The 16,118-nt window shown below is 63.2% G+C and carries 19 protein-coding genes and 4 tRNA genes; 14 read left to right on the plus strand and 9 right to left on the minus strand.

What is annotated here, in order from left to right; all coding sequences use genetic code 11:
• Window positions 1-2 precede the first annotated feature (2 nt).
• The 8 genes from AC1PLU_RS17375 to AC1PLU_RS17410 are packed head-to-tail and all read left to right on the plus strand — an operon-like array spanning window position 3 to window position 2,963.
• Window positions 3-413: a hypothetical protein gene (locus tag AC1PLU_RS17375; RefSeq protein WP_481106875.1), complete on the plus strand. Its 411-nt coding sequence runs from the start codon at window positions 3-5 to the stop codon at window positions 411-413.
• Window positions 406-582, plus strand: a complete 177-nt coding sequence (locus AC1PLU_RS17380) for a hypothetical protein (protein WP_481106876.1) — start codon at window positions 406-408, stop codon at window positions 580-582. Before AC1PLU_RS17375 ends, AC1PLU_RS17380 begins: the two co-directional genes overlap by 8 nt.
• Complete coding sequence (locus tag AC1PLU_RS17385) at window positions 575-850, plus strand: hypothetical protein (RefSeq protein WP_481106877.1); 276 nt, start codon at window positions 575-577, stop codon at window positions 848-850. Before AC1PLU_RS17380 ends, AC1PLU_RS17385 begins: the two co-directional genes overlap by 8 nt.
• Window positions 847-1,092: a hypothetical protein gene (locus AC1PLU_RS17390; protein ID WP_481106878.1), complete on the plus strand. Its 246-nt coding sequence runs from the start codon at window positions 847-849 to the stop codon at window positions 1,090-1,092. The genes AC1PLU_RS17385 and AC1PLU_RS17390 overlap by 4 nt, the downstream gene beginning before the upstream one ends.
• Window positions 1,089-1,361 (plus strand): hypothetical protein, encoded by a 273-nt coding sequence (locus AC1PLU_RS17395; RefSeq protein WP_481106879.1) that lies wholly within the window; start codon window positions 1,089-1,091, stop codon window positions 1,359-1,361. Before AC1PLU_RS17390 ends, AC1PLU_RS17395 begins: the two co-directional genes overlap by 4 nt.
• Window positions 1,358-1,564 (plus strand): DUF7696 family protein, encoded by a 207-nt coding sequence (locus AC1PLU_RS17400; RefSeq protein ID WP_481106880.1) that lies wholly within the window; start codon window positions 1,358-1,360, stop codon window positions 1,562-1,564. The genes AC1PLU_RS17395 and AC1PLU_RS17400 overlap by 4 nt, the downstream gene beginning before the upstream one ends.
• Window positions 1,561-1,782: a hypothetical protein gene (locus AC1PLU_RS17405; protein ID WP_481106881.1), complete on the plus strand. Its 222-nt coding sequence runs from the start codon at window positions 1,561-1,563 to the stop codon at window positions 1,780-1,782. Before AC1PLU_RS17400 ends, AC1PLU_RS17405 begins: the two co-directional genes overlap by 4 nt.
• Window positions 1,782-2,963 carry a site-specific integrase gene (locus AC1PLU_RS17410; RefSeq protein ID WP_481106882.1) on the plus strand — a complete coding sequence of 394 codons (1,182 nt, stop codon included), beginning with the start codon at window positions 1,782-1,784 and terminating at the stop codon, window positions 2,961-2,963. Before AC1PLU_RS17405 ends, AC1PLU_RS17410 begins: the two co-directional genes overlap by 1 nt.
• Before the next feature lie 19 nt (window positions 2,964-2,982).
• Here AC1PLU_RS17410 and AC1PLU_RS17415 read toward each other — a convergent pair whose 3' ends face one another.
• The 6 genes from AC1PLU_RS17415 to AC1PLU_RS17440 form a co-directional block, all read right to left on the minus strand.
• Complete coding sequence (locus tag AC1PLU_RS17415; protein WP_481106883.1) at window positions 2,983-3,525, minus strand: hypothetical protein; 543 nt, start codon at window positions 3,523-3,525, stop codon at window positions 2,983-2,985.
• A gap of 2 nt (window positions 3,526-3,527) precedes the next feature.
• The gene (locus AC1PLU_RS17420; protein WP_481106884.1) at window positions 3,528-4,526 is read right to left on the minus strand and encodes a hypothetical protein; all 999 of its coding nucleotides are present in this window, start codon (window positions 4,524-4,526) and stop codon (window positions 3,528-3,530) included.
• A 94-nt stretch (window positions 4,527-4,620) separates the two neighbouring features.
• Window positions 4,621-4,696: transfer RNA gene (locus AC1PLU_RS17425), tRNA-Lys, on the minus strand.
• Between the two features lie 84 nt (window positions 4,697-4,780).
• Window positions 4,781-4,857, minus strand: a tRNA-His gene (locus AC1PLU_RS17430).
• A 32-nt stretch (window positions 4,858-4,889) separates the two neighbouring features.
• Window positions 4,890-4,966: transfer RNA gene (locus AC1PLU_RS17435), tRNA-Arg, on the minus strand.
• Between the two features lie 42 nt (window positions 4,967-5,008).
• Window positions 5,009-5,085, minus strand: a tRNA-Pro gene (locus tag AC1PLU_RS17440).
• A gap of 152 nt (window positions 5,086-5,237) precedes the next feature.
• Between AC1PLU_RS17440 and AC1PLU_RS17445 the strand changes: the two genes are divergently transcribed.
• Window positions 5,238-5,999, plus strand: coding sequence for a Bax inhibitor-1/YccA family protein (locus AC1PLU_RS17445; RefSeq protein ID WP_023902870.1), 762 nt, complete (start codon window positions 5,238-5,240; stop codon window positions 5,997-5,999).
• A gap of 143 nt (window positions 6,000-6,142) precedes the next feature.
• Here AC1PLU_RS17445 and AC1PLU_RS17450 read toward each other — a convergent pair whose 3' ends face one another.
• From AC1PLU_RS17450 to grxC, 3 genes are all read right to left on the minus strand, one after another.
• Entirely contained in the window at window positions 6,143-7,150 is a 1,008-nt protein-coding gene (locus AC1PLU_RS17450; protein WP_006451741.1) for an isocitrate dehydrogenase, read from the minus strand.
• Window positions 7,151-7,410: 260 nt separating this feature from the next.
• Complete coding sequence (locus AC1PLU_RS17455) at window positions 7,411-7,806, minus strand: carboxymuconolactone decarboxylase family protein (RefSeq protein WP_023902868.1); 396 nt, start codon at window positions 7,804-7,806, stop codon at window positions 7,411-7,413.
• Window positions 7,803-8,111, minus strand: coding sequence for a glutaredoxin 3 (gene grxC, locus AC1PLU_RS17460; RefSeq protein WP_006451739.1), 309 nt, complete (start codon window positions 8,109-8,111; stop codon window positions 7,803-7,805). Before grxC ends, AC1PLU_RS17455 begins: the two co-directional genes overlap by 4 nt.
• A 148-nt stretch (window positions 8,112-8,259) precedes the next feature.
• Here grxC and AC1PLU_RS17465 point away from each other — a divergent pair, with 148 nt between their 5' ends.
• From AC1PLU_RS17465 to ppx, 5 genes are all read left to right on the plus strand, one after another.
• Window positions 8,260-9,906 (plus strand): M48 family metalloprotease, encoded by a 1,647-nt coding sequence (locus AC1PLU_RS17465; protein WP_481106885.1) that lies wholly within the window; start codon window positions 8,260-8,262, stop codon window positions 9,904-9,906.
• Between the two features lie 195 nt (window positions 9,907-10,101).
• Window positions 10,102-10,791, plus strand: coding sequence for a phosphate regulon transcriptional regulator PhoB (gene phoB, locus AC1PLU_RS17470; RefSeq protein ID WP_006451737.1), 690 nt, complete (start codon window positions 10,102-10,104; stop codon window positions 10,789-10,791).
• Window positions 10,792-10,870: 79 nt separating this feature from the next.
• The gene (phoR, locus tag AC1PLU_RS17475; protein ID WP_006451736.1) at window positions 10,871-12,199 is read left to right on the plus strand and encodes a phosphate regulon sensor histidine kinase PhoR; all 1,329 of its coding nucleotides are present in this window, start codon (window positions 10,871-10,873) and stop codon (window positions 12,197-12,199) included.
• Window positions 12,200-12,320: 121 nt separating this feature from the next.
• Entirely contained in the window at window positions 12,321-14,423 is a 2,103-nt protein-coding gene (gene ppk1 / locus AC1PLU_RS17480) for a polyphosphate kinase 1 (RefSeq protein WP_104551379.1), read from the plus strand.
• A gap of 166 nt (window positions 14,424-14,589) precedes the next feature.
• Window positions 14,590-16,116: an exopolyphosphatase gene (gene ppx, locus AC1PLU_RS17485; protein ID WP_006451734.1), complete on the plus strand. Its 1,527-nt coding sequence runs from the start codon at window positions 14,590-14,592 to the stop codon at window positions 16,114-16,116.
• The last annotated feature ends 2 nt before the right edge of the window (window positions 16,117-16,118 follow it).

Here is a 16,118-nt window from a genome sequence, read left to right on the forward strand (position 1 = left end):
ACATGCAACAGCACGCTGTCACACGCCCGCAGATTTCCAGTGCCGGACCCGGCCAGGAGGCTATCACGCCCGCCGTATCCGGCTTCGACCTTGCTGCAGGCAAGGACTGCAGCGCGATCGCAACGCTCTACATCACCCACGACGCGGTCGTGGTGGTGGCTGTTCTCAACATGGGTCACCACACCAGCGCCACCCAGCGGTGGGAGCGCCGCCGTGGTCCCGGTAAGGGCTGGAAACTGATCAGCGGCCCGCGGCGGTTCAGCAATGAGGCCGATCGGATCAGCAACGCGCTGGCTGACTTCATGGACGATCTGGACTTTCCGTTCGACTTGGCCAACATGCTGCCGCGCCGGCCCACAGCGGCCGCCGAGGCCGCGATCGCGGATGCTGCGCGGGAGGTGGCCCATGCTTAATTTGGCCCTGATTTTGATCGCGCCAACAATCGGTGGAGCGCTGCTGTATCGGCTGTGGCTCACGCGTCCGGCGCGCGTTGCACACATCGGGCTGGCCGTGGGGCAGATCCCGCAGCGCCTGCGCCGTCGCCGCGCCATGGCCGTGCGCCGGGTGGTGACCCATGGCTGAGTCGATCGTTGTTTGCGGGCCAATGGGTAGCGGCAAGACGCTCAACGCTGACGCAATCCGCCAGGCCTACGAGCTCAAACGCGTGGTCGAGTTGGACGAGCGACTGCAGCGCAAGGGGGATGACTGGCAGCTGGCCCAGCACGACGTGCTCATGCTGACCAATGACCGGTTGCTGGCCGAACTGACGGCGCAGCGTCTGCGCATTGAAGTGATTGCTATCGCCGACGCGCGTGTGCGCGTCGGCGGTGCTTGGAGGTCGCCACGATGACGCTCGATCGCGTGATTGCTGTGAGCCGGGCAGCGCAGCACTACGGCGGCCCCGGCCCACTGTCAACGGGCGAGGCCTTGACGGCCGCGTTGGTGCTCAATCGATACGACTGGCTTGCAGACATGGACTACACCATCGCTCAGGCGCTTGACCGGATTGACGAGGGCACCATCGCGCACCTGCGCCAGGCAGAGCGGGCGATCGGCAGTGGCGCGGGAGCCGTGGAGGAAGGCCTGCGATGACCCAGCGCGAGATATCGCATGCCGAACCGCTCCCCGCCTGCAGGGCCGGTCACGCGGGCCGACACATCGTCGACAGCCGCCGTCTGCAGGCCGGTGGCGGGCATGCCATCGAATGCCGATGCGGGCGCACCAAGAAGCACGCCGACTTCGTCCAGGCATTGGCCGAATGGAAGCGTATGCACCGCATCCGTGTGCCACGCCAGGCGGCGCCTGCAGACAGCAACGTGGTGCAACTTGGCCTACGCCTTCGCGGAGGCGCCAGCCGGTGAGCAACGAGGACACAGAAGCGCACCGGCGCCAGTGCGAAGCGCGCTACTGGCTGCGACAGGGATACACCGACGCCAGGTCTGTTTCCCTGCTGCAGCAGCTGATCGCCGCCAAGGGCGGCGACCAGGCGGCGCAGGATCTGCGCGACGAGATGCGCGAGCAGTGGAAGAGCCGCCAGCAGTGGCAGCAGGAGCAGCTGCTATGACCGGGCGAATCCTACATTTCGCCGACCTGCAGCGGATCTGTTCGCCGGACGGCCCAGCCCCGCGCCTCATGGTGGTCTGCCGCTGGGCGGACCGCGAGGGCATCCGCTACCGCTACGACCGCAAGGGCCGGATCTGGACAACGATTGACGCTGTGAACGCCGCGCTCGGCGTCGCCGAGCCTGCGGCCAACCAAGAAAATGCCATGGAGCTGATCTGATGGGACGCGGTAGAAAAAGGAAGTTCAACCCTGCTATTCCGGCGCACATTGACCAGGCAGCGCTTCCCAAGGGCGTCTATTGGGAGGACAACCGCTGGTATCTCTTAGAGGCTCATCCCGAAGGGGGGCGTCCGCGAAAGCGGACGGTCGCCCACGCTGAGATCCGGCTCTCTGAGCTCCACGGCATCGCTGAGGCCGCGGCCGGCAATGAGGTCCGAGGCACATTGGCTTACCTTACAGAGCGCCTTGAGGAATCCACCGAATTTGCCGAACTGTCGAAGGACACACAGCGGGATTACCGCTGGTGCGCGGAAACCGCAATTACCTACGTGCTCAAGGACGGATCGACGCTCGGCAAGATGCAGATTGCGCGCATCAACGTGCCGGCGATGCAGCGCCTGGTCGAGACGCTAGCGGGAGGTCGGCCGGCAACCAAACTGCAGCCGGCAATCGAACCACGCCCCAGCAAAGCCAACCACGTGTTGCGCTACCTGCGCCGCGCGTTCGGCTGGGGCATCCGAATGGGCTTATGCGAGCACAACCCTGCCAAGGGTGTCCGCCAGGCAAAGGAGCGCGGCGAGCACAACATGCCCGAATCCGATGTGTTTGCCACTGTGCTGACCTTCGCGCTCGAACGCGGCAGCCTCAAGGCGCATACACGCGGGAGCGTGCCGCCTTACCTCCACGCCGTGATGCTGCTCGCCTACAACGTGCGCCTGCGCGGCATTGAGGTTACAGACCTGACAGATGCGCACGCAGAGGCCGAAGGCATACGGAGCAGTCGCCGCAAGGGCTCGCGTGACACGGTTACAGCGTGGAATGACGACTTACGCCAAGCATGGGCCTGGCTAGCCGCCTATCGCCAAAGGGCAATGAACGCTCAGGGGCGGCCCGTGCACATGAAACCTGAGCGTCGGCGGCTACTGGTAAATCAGTCGGGTACGCCCTTGAGCAAATCAGCCCTAGACAGCGCTTGGCAGCGGATGATCACGCTCGCCGTTAAGGATGGCGTCATTACAGCCGAACAGCGGTTTAGCTTGCATGGTTTGAAGCACCGCGGCATCACGGATACCGCTGGCACCCGCGCCGACAAGCAGGAGGCTGCCGGTCACGCGACGCAGCAGATGACCAATCGCTACTCACACGACGTACCGCTAGTTCAACCACCAAAGAAGAGATGAGCCCTGCAAGTGGGCAATTTCAATCACTTTTCTGAGCTTTTTTGAGCCTGCCAAGAACTGCCGCCACCTGCTCGCTTGCGGACTTTTGGCGGTCTAGTTCAGCGTTGAAGTCACGAACGTTCAGCCACGTCGCTGGCACGTAAATGAAGAAAAAAAGAGTGCTCGCAACGGATAGGCCTACCGCCCCTATGAAGAATTGCTTGCCGTTGCCTACGCCTAGATGTGCATTAAGCAAAGCAAATGCCAAGGGCGCGATCACGGCAGCCACAAGCAGCCACAACCGTATGACCTTGCCTCGCACGATCTTATCAATCTCGTAGCGCTGCCGACGATCGAGCTTTCCAGTCGAAGCTGTATCGGCAAGAAGCTTGTAAAGCAATGCAAGTGCCGCGCCTGACAACAAACCCGAGACAGGCCAGAGCGCTACGATCAGCGCTCTGATCTGAGCAATATCAAATTTCTGTACACACAGGACGGCACATGTAGCAGATGCAGCCAGCACCGCAAGGATCACCAAAAAGTTGCGGGCAGCCCCTTCTCGGTGGTGGGTGTACGCACTCATGCCTAAGCCCCAACTACCTGCCCATTGATCGCGGACTGCAGCCATTCGTAAATAACCTCCCAGACTGCTGGTTCTTCAAGTCGCCCATCTGCCAACACCGTAAACGAGAGCGACCTAGCTACCTTTATGTCGTCGCCCTCCAGCAGGCCGCCGCCTTCCAAACGCACTACGCACTCGCCTGCATCGAAATGGCGACCGAACACTGCCAGTTGATCCATCAACTCATATCCCTCCCGCGTCTTCTTGCGGTTTCGATACTGCAGAGACATCTTAAACCCAACATGCTCCTTGTGCTTAAGCGGAGATTTGAGGCTGGCATCAGCGAAGATGGGGCCAAACACTGAAGCTGCTGCGTCGGCAAGAGCTCCGATCGGCTTCATGATTTTGTGACCCGGTTCAGTTTCGCGATCTTTGGTGCGGCGCTTTGTCGCTACTCGTTCAGTTTCCTCGAACTCGATCTCACCGCCAATTTCGATTGCTTTAACAGGCGTGCTGCGAAGAACTGCTACAGCCTTTTCAGATTGCTGATCCTCTAGGAAGAGAAAGTCTTCGGGGTCAAGCAACTCAGCTTCTTTGAGAAGCCAGTTGAGGTGGCTCTCAAGCTGAGACGATCTTAGCGACGTGCTGCCGATGAACATCACATGGCGCTCGAAAATCGCAACGTAGAGAATCGATTCAACAAACTCGCGAGGCGCCCCGCCTTCACCCATTCCAACCGGCAAGGCATCAAGTTTGTAGTCTTGCGTCGTGTCGTCGAGCTCAAGGAACTTCTGTTGTTGGCCTGGCGTGTAAAGCATCAGTTTGCCAACCAGCATACCCAAGCTCGACCGCACACCGGTCAATACAGTTCGTGTGCCTTGCAGGACATCTATCTGCTCGCGACGCTGCACGCCGCCTAAACGGGTAACGGCCTGCTGGACCAGACTCTGCAAATCGTGACCACCTTTCCGCAAGTAGTCAGCCTTCTTGTACCGCAACGTCCTTGACTTGGTGTTAGACATCCAACTGTCTCCCGAATCAGGGGGAATTTTCCCGACAATTTCCCCGGCTTATAGAAAAACAGCCACTTCGCTTGCGCTAAGTGGCTGTTTTATTTGGTGGGCCGTCAAGGATTCGAACCTTGGACCTATTGATTAAGAGTCAACTGCTCTACCAACTGAGCTAACGGCCCTGAAACTGGTCGCACATTGTATGTGCGTTTTTGCTTCGTTGCAACACCCCGCGATGCGTCGGGTCCAACATTTCCTACAATCAGTGGGGTGGCTGAGGGGACTCGAACCCCCGACATCTGGAATCACAATCCAGTACTCTAACCAGCTGAGCTACAGCCACCACTGAAAACCTACTTCCTACCGCACCGCCGATGGCGCGCCCGACAGGACTCGAACCTGTAACCGCCGGCTTAGAAGGCCGGTGCTCTATCCGGTTGAGCTACGGGCGCCCGGACCGAACGTTGCATTCCCACGCCGCAAGAAGCTCGGAATGGTCGGGGTAGAGGGATTCGAACCCCCGACATCCTGCTCCCAAAGCAGGCGCGCTACCAGACTGCGCTATACCCCGGCGGGACCTTTCAATCCCGAAGGCTGGAAAGGTCGGCTATTTTGGGAACGATTGGCCTCGCTGTCAATCACTCTGCGTCAATTCGCCGATCCGGTATCCTCGCGACAACGCTCACCATCATGGCGAGCACCTACATTTCATGGAGAACACGCATGCGTAGCGGCAACCCTGCCCTTCGGGAATCCACATTCCTCGACCTTGGCTCCGGCTCGGTCGTCACCCGCGACGGCCAGGCGATGACCCTCAACGGCACCGTCAACAAGACCGGTGCGTTGTTGTTGATGGCCGTGCTCACCGCCGCTTTCGCCTGGTCGCAGTCGATCGGTGCCGATGGCATGCCATTGCCTGCAGCCAAGCTGTACATGATTGCCGGCGCGATCGGCGGGCTGGTGTTCGCACTGGCAACCAGCTTCAAGCCGACCTGGGCACCGATCACCGCGCCGCTGTATGCGCTGGTGGAAGGCTTCTTTCTTGGTTCGATTTCGGCGGTGTACGAGGCGCGCTTCAACGGCATCGTGTTCCAGGCGGTGCTACTGACCTTTGGCACGATGTTCGCGCTGCTGTTCGCCTACCGCAGTGGGCTGATCAAGGCCACCGAGAACTTCAAGCTGGGCGTGGTTGCGGCAACCGGCGGCATTGCACTGGTGTATCTGGCGACCATCGTGCTGGGCTTGTTCGGCGTGCGTATTCCGTTCATCCACGACTCGGGGCTGATCGGCATCGGCTTCAGCCTGTTCGTGGTGGTGGTGGCAGCACTGAATCTGGTGCTGGACTTCGACTTCATCGAAAGCGGCGTCGAGCAGGGCGCCCCCAAGCACATGGAGTGGTACGGGGCGTTCGGCCTGATGGTGACGCTGGTGTGGCTGTACATCGAGTTCCTGCGCTTGTTGTCGAAGCTGCAGTCGCGCAACTGAGCCGGGAATCGGGAATCGGGAATCGGGAATCGGGAATCGGGAATCGTAAGAGCGGATTCCCTGTGCATTCTGGTTACGCGCAAGTCTCGAGCAAAAAGAAAGGGCGCCTAGGCGCCCTTTCTTTTTGCAGCTCGCTTCGATGCTCAGAGGCGGCTGGCGATGGCCTTGGCGAAGCCCATGGTGTTGCCGGTGCCGCCCAGATCGGGGGTCAGCGAGTCCTTGGCTTCCAGGGTGGCCACGATGGCTTCGCGCAGGCGCTCGGCGTTTTGCGGCTGACCGATGTGGTCCAGCATCTGCGCGGCGCCCAGCAGCAGCGCGCACGGGTTGGCCTTGCCCTGCCCTGCGATGTCCGGTGCCGAGCCGTGCACGGCTTCGAAGATCGCCGCGTCCAGACCGATGTTGGCGCCCGGGGCCAGACCCAGGCCGCCGACCAGACCGGCGCACAGGTCGGAGATGATGTCGCCGAACAGGTTGGTGGTCACGATGATGTCGAACTGTTCCGGACGCATCACCAGCTGCATGCAGGTGTTGTCGACGATCATTTCCTGGAATTCGATTTCCGGGTACTGCGTCGCCACGTCACGTGCCACCTTCAGGAACAGGCCCGAGGTCGACTTGATGATGTTGGCCTTGTGCACCGCAGTGACCTTCTTGCGGCCAGTGGCGCGGGCAAGGTCGAAGGCATAGCGCACGATGCGCTCGGAGCCCTTGCGGGTGACGCGGGCACCGGAGAACGCGGTCTCGCCATCCTCGGACACGGTCTGGCCTTCGCTCAGGTAGGCGCCTTCGGTGTTCTCGCGCACCGTGATCAGGTCCACGCCATCGGCGAAACGCGACTTGGTGTTGGGGAACGACTTGGCCGGACGCACGTTGGCGTACAGGTCGAACTTGCGACGCATGGCGACGTTGATCGAGCTGAAACCTTCACCGACCGGCGTTGTCAGCGGGCTCTTCAGCGCCACCTTGTTCTTGGTGATCGAAGCCAGGGTGGACTCGGGCAGCAGATCGCCGTGCTTTTCCAGCGCGACCAGGCCAGCGTCGGCGTACTCGTAGGTCAGGCCAGCTTGCAGCGCGTCGAGCACGAACAGCGTGGCATCCATGATCTCCGGGCCAATACCGTCGCCGCGGATGACCGTGATTGTCTGCGTCATAACGTTGGGTTTCCGAACTTGAAGGGGGGAGCGCCAGCCGCAAAACCCGGCAGAGCGGCGCAAGGAGGTTTCACAGGCAATTATGCCCGATGCCGGTGAAGGCGCCCAAACCGACCTTGGTCTAAGAGCGGCGCACACCCTCCACAACGCAACGCGCCGCCTCGATGGGCGGCGCGCGCGACCGGCTCGCTTTTACGAATCCCGAATCCCGAATGACCAATCCTGACTCACACGCCGGTCGACACCCGACCAGTCACGCATTAGGCGTGCGCGTGCTGCGCCGGGGCCTGCGCGCCGCCTTCGAGCTGGTCGAGAAAATCCACCGCGCGACGCAGATGCGGGATGACGATGGAGCCGCCGACCACCAGGCCGACCGAGAAGGTTTCGAAGAACTCTTCGCGGGTCACGCCGGCCTCCTTGCATTGGGCGACGTGGTAGCTGATGCAGTCGTCGCAGCGCAGCACCATCGAGGCGACCAGGCCGAGCAGCTCCTTGGTTTTGACGTCCAGCGCGCCGGCCTGATAGGTCTGGGTGTCCAGCGCGAAGAAGCGGCGCACCACCTGGTTGGGCTCGGCCAGGATGCGTTGATTCATGCGCTGGCGGAATTCGGTGAACTCGCGCAGACGGTCGTCGCTGCCGCCCTCGTGCTCACTCATGCCTGGCCGCCCGTGGCGCCGGCCAGTAACGGTTCGAGCTTGCCGGCGCGATGCATGGCCATCATGTCGTCGTAGCCGCCCACATGGACGTCGCCGACGAAGATCTGCGGCACGCTGGTGCGCTTGGCCAGGGCGACCATCTTGTGACGCTCGGCCGGGTCCAGGTCGATGCGCACCTCGGTCCAGGTCCGGCCCTTGCTCTTGAGGAAGTTCTTGGCCGCCACGCAGTACGGGCAGATCGCGGAGGAATACAGGGTGATCTGCGGGCCGGTGGCCGCATCCTGCACGTTAGGGTCTTGGCTCACGGGAAACTCCGTGGTTGGTCTGAGGTCTGACAATGGTACCGGGCGACTGGAATTTCCATGTCGTCACCGCAACACTGTGGATTAACTGTCGATTCACGCCCCTGCGCCTTGCTGCCCGCATGCTCCGCGCATCACCTGGGAGTTCCACTTGCGCCTGCTACCGCTCGCCACCGCCCTCACGCTGGCCGTTGCCATGGGTGTGGCACCTGCGCAGGAAAGCCGCCTGCCCGATATCGGTTCGTCTGCCGGCGAGTTGCTGACCCCGGCGCGCCAGGCCGAATACGGCAAGATGATGCTGGCCGAGCTGCGTAACTACGACTATGTGCTCGACGACCCGCTGGTCACCGATTGGCTTCAGACCATGGGCACCCGGCTAGGCGCCAACAGCGACCAACCGCAGCAGCCGTTTACGTTTTTCATGCTGCGCGACCGCCAGATCAACGCCTTCGCCACCTTGGGCGGCTACATCGCGGTCAACGCGGGGCTGGTGCTGACGGCCGAGCGCGAGGACGAAGTGGCCGCAGTGCTGTCGCACGAAATCGCCCACGTCACCCAGCAGCACGTGTTGCGCGGGGTGGAGCGGGCGCAGCGCGATCAGATCCCGATCCTGCTCGGCATGCTGGCGGCGGTGGTCGCCGCGCAACAGGCCGGCGGCAATTCCAAGGGCGATGCCACCATGGCCGGCATCACCAGCGCCATGGGGCTGATGCAGCAGCGCCAGATCGACTACACCCGCTCCAACGAATCCGAAGCCGACCGGCTGGGCATCCGCACGCTGGTGCGCAGCGGCTACGACGTGGATGCAATGGCCGGCTTCTTCGAGCGCATGTCGGTGGCGATGCGCGCCAACGAGGGCGGCTACAGCGCGCCGGACTTCCTGCAGACCCACCCGGTCACCGTCACCCGCATCAGCGAGGCCAAGGCGCGCGCCGAGCAGATGAAGAAGAACACCGTGGTGCTGACCACCTCGGTGCCGGGCGGCACGCGCCAGGAGCGCGTGAATCCCTCCGACCCGTCGCTGTCGGAGCCGCTGAGCCACAACGGCAACGCGATTCTTCCGTATGCGCTGCGGTTGCCGGTGGATGCGCTCAGCCGCAGCGGCGAACATCAAGGCTTCGATTGGGCCAAGGAGCGCCTGCGCGTGCTCAGCGCGGCCACGCCGGATGCGGCCATCCGCGAATACGAGACCCTGCGCCGCAGCGCCAAGGGCGGCCTGACCGATGCGCAGCGCTACGGGCTGGCCCTGGCGCGCTTGCGCAACAGCGGCGGGCGGCCAAGCGAGCCAGTGGCCGAACTGGCCAGCCTGCTGGAGGCGCATCCGGATAATTTATGGCTGACGCTGGGCCTGAGCGAGGCGCAGGCGCGCGTGGGCCAGCGCGAAGTGGCCAATGCGCGTTTCGATGCGCTGCTCAAGCAATTGCCGACCAACCGTGCGGTGGCGCTGACCTATGCCGGCGCGCTCAACGAGCAGGCGACCGAGACATCCGGCCAGCGTGCGCGTCAGGTGCTGGAACCGCTGCTATATCGCAACGGCGATGATGCGTTGTTGCAGCAGACCTACGCACGCGCCTGCGAATTGGCCGGCGACCAGCTGCGCGCCAGCGAGGCCTATGCCGAATCCGCGTACTTGAACGGCCGCGCCGAACAGGCGCTAATCCAGCTGGAGGCGCTGAAGAAGAAAGATCTCGATTATGTGACACGTGCGCGCGTGGACGCCCGCATTGCCGCCATTACGCCCACGGTGCTGGAACTGCGCCGCCAGGGCATCCGCGACCCGGATCTGTCAACGCGTTAGCGCATGTCATGCAGTGCGGTAATGTCACTTTGCGGGATGACAAATCGCGTGCTCGATGCCGCAACGCCTGCCTGTCGCCTCGCAGCACAGCCCGCTTATTAGTGTCGCGAACGACGTAATGCGCCCGCCATGTCACATTAGAGTCACAAAACCGTAGTCTACTGGCGACCATCGAAGCCAGACGGTAAGCCCCGCGTGCAGAAACGCATCCTGATCGTCGACGACGAACCCGCAATCCGCGACATGGTGGCGTTCGCGCTGCGCAAGGGCGAGTTCGAACCCATCCATGCTGGCGACGCCCGCGAGGCGCAGACCGCCATCGCCGACCGTGTGCCAGACCTGATCCTGCTGGACTGGATGCTGCCAGGCACCAGCGGGCTGGACCTGGCGCGGCGCTGGCGCAAAGAATCGCTGACCCGCGAGATTCCGATCATCATGCTGACCGCGCGCGGCGAAGAAAACGACCGCGTCGGTGGCCTGGAGGCCGGGGTCGACGATTACGTGGTCAAGCCGTTCTCGGCGCGCGAATTGCTGGCGCGCATCCGTGCGGTAATGCGCCGCACCCGCGAAGACGACGAAGACGGCAGCGTGGCCGTGGGCCGGTTGCGCATCGATGGCGCCGCGCATCGGGTGTTCGCCGGCGACGCGCCGGTGCCGATCGGCCCGACCGAATACCGCTTGTTGCACTTTTTCATGACACATCCCGAGCGCGTGTACACGCGCACCCAGTTGCTGGATCATGTCTGGGGCGGCAGCGTGTACGTGGAAGAGCGCACCATCGACGTGCATATCCGCCGCCTGCGCAAGACGCTGGAACCGTTCGGCCTGGAAAACATGGTGCAGACTGTGCGTGGCTCGGGCTACCGTTTCTCTTCGGCCGCCTGATGCCTGCCGCACAGGCCGGCCCGGCCGCTGACACCGGTCGGGCTGCGTGCCTACCCGACGCTCCGTGGTAACGCCTTCCATGCCTCAACATATTCGTTCCGCCTGGTTCAAGACGCTCGGTACCCTGGCGCTGTTGCTGGGCGCTGCCGTGCTGACCGGCGTGCTGATCGAGCATGTGTGGATGGCGCTGACGCTGACTGCACTGGGCGTACTGGCCTGGCATTACTGGCGGCTGCGTCAGGTGCTGCGGCGGCTCACTGCGCGCCAGCGTGCCGAGCCGGCGGCCGGCGTCGGTGCCTGGAACGAACTGGATCGGCTGCTCTATCGCAGCCAGGCCGAAATGCGCGGGCGCAAGCGTCGCCTGATCGACATGCTGCGCACCTACCGCGCCGCCGCACAGGCGTTGCCCGATGCGGTGGTAGTGGTGGATCGCAACAGCCAGCGCGTGCAGTGGTTCAACAAGGCGGCCGGCGGCCTGCTTGGCCTGCATCATCCCGGCGATATGGGCGTGTCGGTGGTGGAGCGGTTGCAGCCGTTGCCGTTGGCGCATTGGCTGGCGGCCGGTCGCAATGCAGAACCCATGCTCGATGCCGCCTCGCCGGTCGATCCGGATCTACGTTTGAATCTGCGCCTGATCCCGTATTCCGACGATTACTGGCTGCTGGTGGCGCGCGATGTCAGCAAGCTGCTGCGGCTGGAGCAGGTACGCCGCGACTTCGTGGCCAATGTCTCGCACGAATTGCGCACGCCGCTGACGGTGGTACACGGCTATCTGGACATGCTCGACCCGGAGGACTTCCCCGACTCGGGCCCGATGCTGGCGGAGATGCGCAAGCAATCGCAACGCATGGCTCAGCTGGTCGAAGATCTGCTGACGCTGTCGCGGCTGGAATCGCAGGAAGAACTCGGCGAGGAACACGTGGCGATGGCGCCGATGCTCTCCACGCTACGCCGCGAAGCAGAAGCGCATAGCCAGGGTCGCCACACGGTGGAAGTGTTCGACGAGGCCGGCGTGGATCTGCTTGGCTCCAACAAGGAACTGCATAGCGCGTTCTCCAATCTGGTCACCAACGCAGTGCGCTATACGCCGGGCGGTGGGAAGGTGACGATCCGCTTCATGCGCGATGGCGATGGCGCGGCACTGGCGGTGCGCGACACCGGCTACGGCATTCCCGCCTCGCATCTGCCGCGCATCACCGAGCGGTTTTATCGCGTCTCCAGCAGCCGCTCGCGCGAGAGCGGCGGTACCGGGTTGGGGTTGTCGATCGTCAAGCACATCCTGGGGCTGCATCAGGCGCGGCTAGAGATCGAAAGCGAAGTCGGGCGCGGCAGCGAATTCTCGTGTCATTTTGTGGCTGCACGCGTGGTACAGCGCGATCAGTCCCTGCCACTGTCACGCTCGGCGTGATATGTAGTGGGTGCGCGCCGCAGCGCGGTGCGATGCACCTGCGCAGCGCGCGCCAAGTCGCACCGTGCTGCATGTTGCGCGCGCTAACGACGCATTCCATTCCGTCTTGATGATCGACTCCATGGGCCACGCCAAACACTCCCACGACACTGCTTCTTCCGAAGAGATCGCCGCCGATCCGTTGCGCGAGCCGTCGCTGTATATCAACCGCGAACTGTCACAGCTGGATTTCAATTTCCGGGTGCTGGCGCAGGCGCTGGATGAGCAGGTCCCGTTGCTGGAACGGCTGCGCTTCCTGTGCATTTCCTGCACCAACCTGGACGAATTCTTCGAAATCCGCGCGGCCACCGTCCGGCACGCGCAGGAATTCGGATTGCCGCCGGCACCCGATGGGCTGAGCCCCACCGCCATCCTCAATGCCGTGCACGATCGCGCGGCGAAGCTGGTCGAGCAGCAGTACCACGCGTGGAACGAAGTGCTACGCCCGGCGATGGAAACTGCCGGGGTGGCGGTGCTGGGCCGCTCGACGTGGAACTCGCGCCAGAAGCGCTGGCTGCGCGCGTACTTCCGCAACGAGATCATGCCGGTGCTGTCGCCGCTCGGCCTGGACCCGGCGCATCCGTTCCCGAAGATTCTCAACAAGACCTTAAACATCGTGGTGGTGCTGGATGGCCAGGATGCGTTTGGCCGCGCCGGCCATCTGGCCATCGTGCGGGCGCCGCGTTCGTTGCCGCGCATCATCCAGTTGCCGGCCAGCCTGTCGCCGGAGGGAACGCAGAGCTTTGTGTTTCTGTCTTCGGTGCTGTCCGAGTTTGTGGATGAGCTGTTCCCGGGCATGCAGGTCAAGGGCTCGTATCAGTTCCGCGTGACCCGCAACTCCGAGTTGGTAGTGGACGAGGAAGAAGTCGAAAACCTGGCCTTGGCCTTGCGCGACGAATTGGTCACGCGCGGCTACCGACCGGCGGTGCGGCTGGAGATCGCGCACGACTGCCCGTCGCCGATCATGCGTACCCTGCTGCAGAACTTCGGCTTGAACGAAAACGCGGTGTACCGCATCGTCGGGCCGGTCAATCTGAGCCGTGTCACCCAGGTCTACGATCTGGTGCAGCGCCCGGAACTCAAGTACCCGTTGTTCAATCCGCGCACCTTGCGCGACAACGACGGCATCTTCGAGATCGTCAAGAAGGGCGATGTGTTGTTGCATCATCCCTTTGATGCGTTCACTGCGGTGCTGGACGTGATTCGCCAGGCCGCAGTCGACCCGAACGTGCTGGCGATCAAGCAGACGCTGTACCGCACCGGCAAGGATTCGTTGATTGTCGATGCGCTGATCCTGGCCGCGCGCAACGGCAAGGACGTCACTGTGGTGGTGGAACTGCGTGCGCGCTTCGACGAAGAAGCCAACCTGGGCCTGGCCGACAAGCTGCAGGAAGCCGGCGTGCAGGTGGTCTACGGCGTGGTCGGCTTCAAGACGCACGCCAAGATGCTGCTGATCGTGCGACGCGAGGGCCGCAAGCTCAAACGCTACGTACATCTGGGCACCGGCAATTACCACAGCGGCACCGCGCGTCTGTACACCGACATCAGCCTGATCACGGCGGATGTGGAAATCGGCAACGATGTGCACATGCTGTTTCAGCAATTGTCCGGTCTTGCACCGCGGATGAAGCTGGAGCAGCTGCTTCAATCGCCGTTTACCCTGCATACCGGCGTGCTGAAGCGGATCGAACGCGAAACCCGGCTGGCCCGCAATGGTCGCCCGGGCCGCATCATCGCCAAGATGAATGCACTCAACGAGCCGCAGGTGGTGCGCGCGTTGTACGCGGCGTCGCAAGCCGGTGTGCAGATCGATCTGATCGTACGCGGCGCCTGCACGCTGCGGCCGGGCGTGCCGGGCTTCTCCGACAACATCCGCGTGCGTTCGATCGTGGGGCGTTTTCTGGAGCACAGCCGCGTGTACTGGTTCGGCAACGATGGTGCGGCGGAACTGTATTGCGCCAGCGCCGACTGGCTGGAACGCAACCTGTTGCGGCGCGTGGAAACCTGCTTCCCGATCCTGGACCCGGACCTGGCCAAGCGGGTCTATCGCGAAGCGTTGCAGAACTACCTGGACGACAACGTCAACGCCTGGGAGCTGGATGCCGAGGGCGTCTATCACAAGCGCACGCCGGGCCCTGGCGAGCCGGCGCATTCGGCGCAGATGACCTTGCTCGATCGGGTCTAAAGAGCGGCTGACAACGCGTAGCGCGCAGTCGTGCGTTGGTGCCGGCAGCGCAGCGCAGCCGCCTTGTGGTTGGTGCGCGACGCCACACAAGCCTTGCCGGCGGTGTGCGCAGTCGTTTTGCCGGTGCCTCTCACGGGGCCAACCATCCATCGGCTACCATGCGGCCATGCCAACACCCTCCCCCACGATACCGCCACTGCGCGACGGCGATTACCTTGCCGCCATCGACTTAGGCTCCAACAGTTTCCACATGGTCATTGCGCGCTACCTGATGGGTCAGCTGCGCGTCGTTGATCGCCTGCGCGAGACCGTGCGTATGGCCGATGGCCTGGATGGCAAAGGTGGCATTTCCAACGAAGCGCGCCAACGTGCACTGGAATGTCTGGCGCGCTTCGGCCAGCGCATTCGTGAAGTGCCGTCGTTGCGCGTGCGTGCGCTGGCCACCAACACGGTGCGTCAGCTGCGTTCGCCACAAGCGTTCCTGATGCCGGCCGAAACCGCGCTCGGGCATGCGATCGAAGTGGTCAGCGGCCGCGAGGAAGCGCGCCTGATCTATCTGGGCGTTGCGCATGCGCAGCCGCCTAAGCCCGATCAGCGCCGGCTGGTGATCGATATCGGCGGCGGCTCGACCGAGTTCATCATCGGCCGCGGTTTTCAGACGCTGGAACGCGAAAGTCTGCAGGCCGGCTGCATTGCCAGCACACGACGTTTTTTTCCCGGCGGCAAGTTGTCGAAAAAGAAATGGAAGGACGCGCTGACCGAGATCGGCGCCGAGTTCCAGCAGTTCGCCAATCAGTACAAGGCGCTGGGCTGGCATGAGGCGATCGGTTCGTCCGGCACCCACAAGGCCATCGGCGAGATTTGCGCGGCGATGAAGCTCACCAAGGGCGCGATCACCGCCGAGGCGCTGCCGGCGCTGCGCGATGAACTGCTCAAGGCCAAGCGCATCGAAGACATCCAGTTGCCCGGATTGGCTGCCGAGCGGCGCCCCATTATTGCCGGCGGCATTCTGGTGCTCGAGGCCGCATTCCAGGCCCTGGGGCTGGAGAAGCTGATGGTCAGCAAGGCGGCGATGCGCGAAGGCATCCTCTACGACATGCTCGGCCGCGGCGGCGAGAACGATCCGCGCGACAGCTCGGTGGCCTCGTTGGTGCAGCGCTACGGGATCGACGAAGTGCAGGCCCAGCGCGTGGAAGCCACCGCCTGCCGCCTGTTCGATCAGGTCTGCGAATCCTGGCAACTGGATGGCGACGATGCGCAGGTGCTGCGCCGCGCCGCGCGGTTGCACGAGCTGGGTTTGATCATCGCGCACAGCCAATATCACGTGCACGGCAGCTACATCCTGGAGCATTCGGATATCGCTGGTTTCTCGCGGCAGGAGCAGCAGGTACTGGCGTCGCTGGTGCGCACGCACCGCCGCAACGTGCCCAAGACCGCGTTCGAGGCGCTGCCGGATCGTTTGTTGCTGCCAACCCGACGCAAGGCCGCATTGCTGCGGCTGGCAGTGCTGCTGCATCGCGCGCACGAGTCTGACCCGATTCCGACCCTGGAACTCACTGCCGATGACACCCGGCTGTCATTGATCCTGTCGCAAAGCTGGATCGACTCGCGCCCGTTGCTGCGCGCCGACCTGATCGGCGAAGTCGAAAGCATGGCCGGGCTGGGAATCGCGTTCAAACCGTTTGTGACCTGAGG

The organism is Xanthomonas sp. NCPPB 2933 (assembly GCF_056725225.1).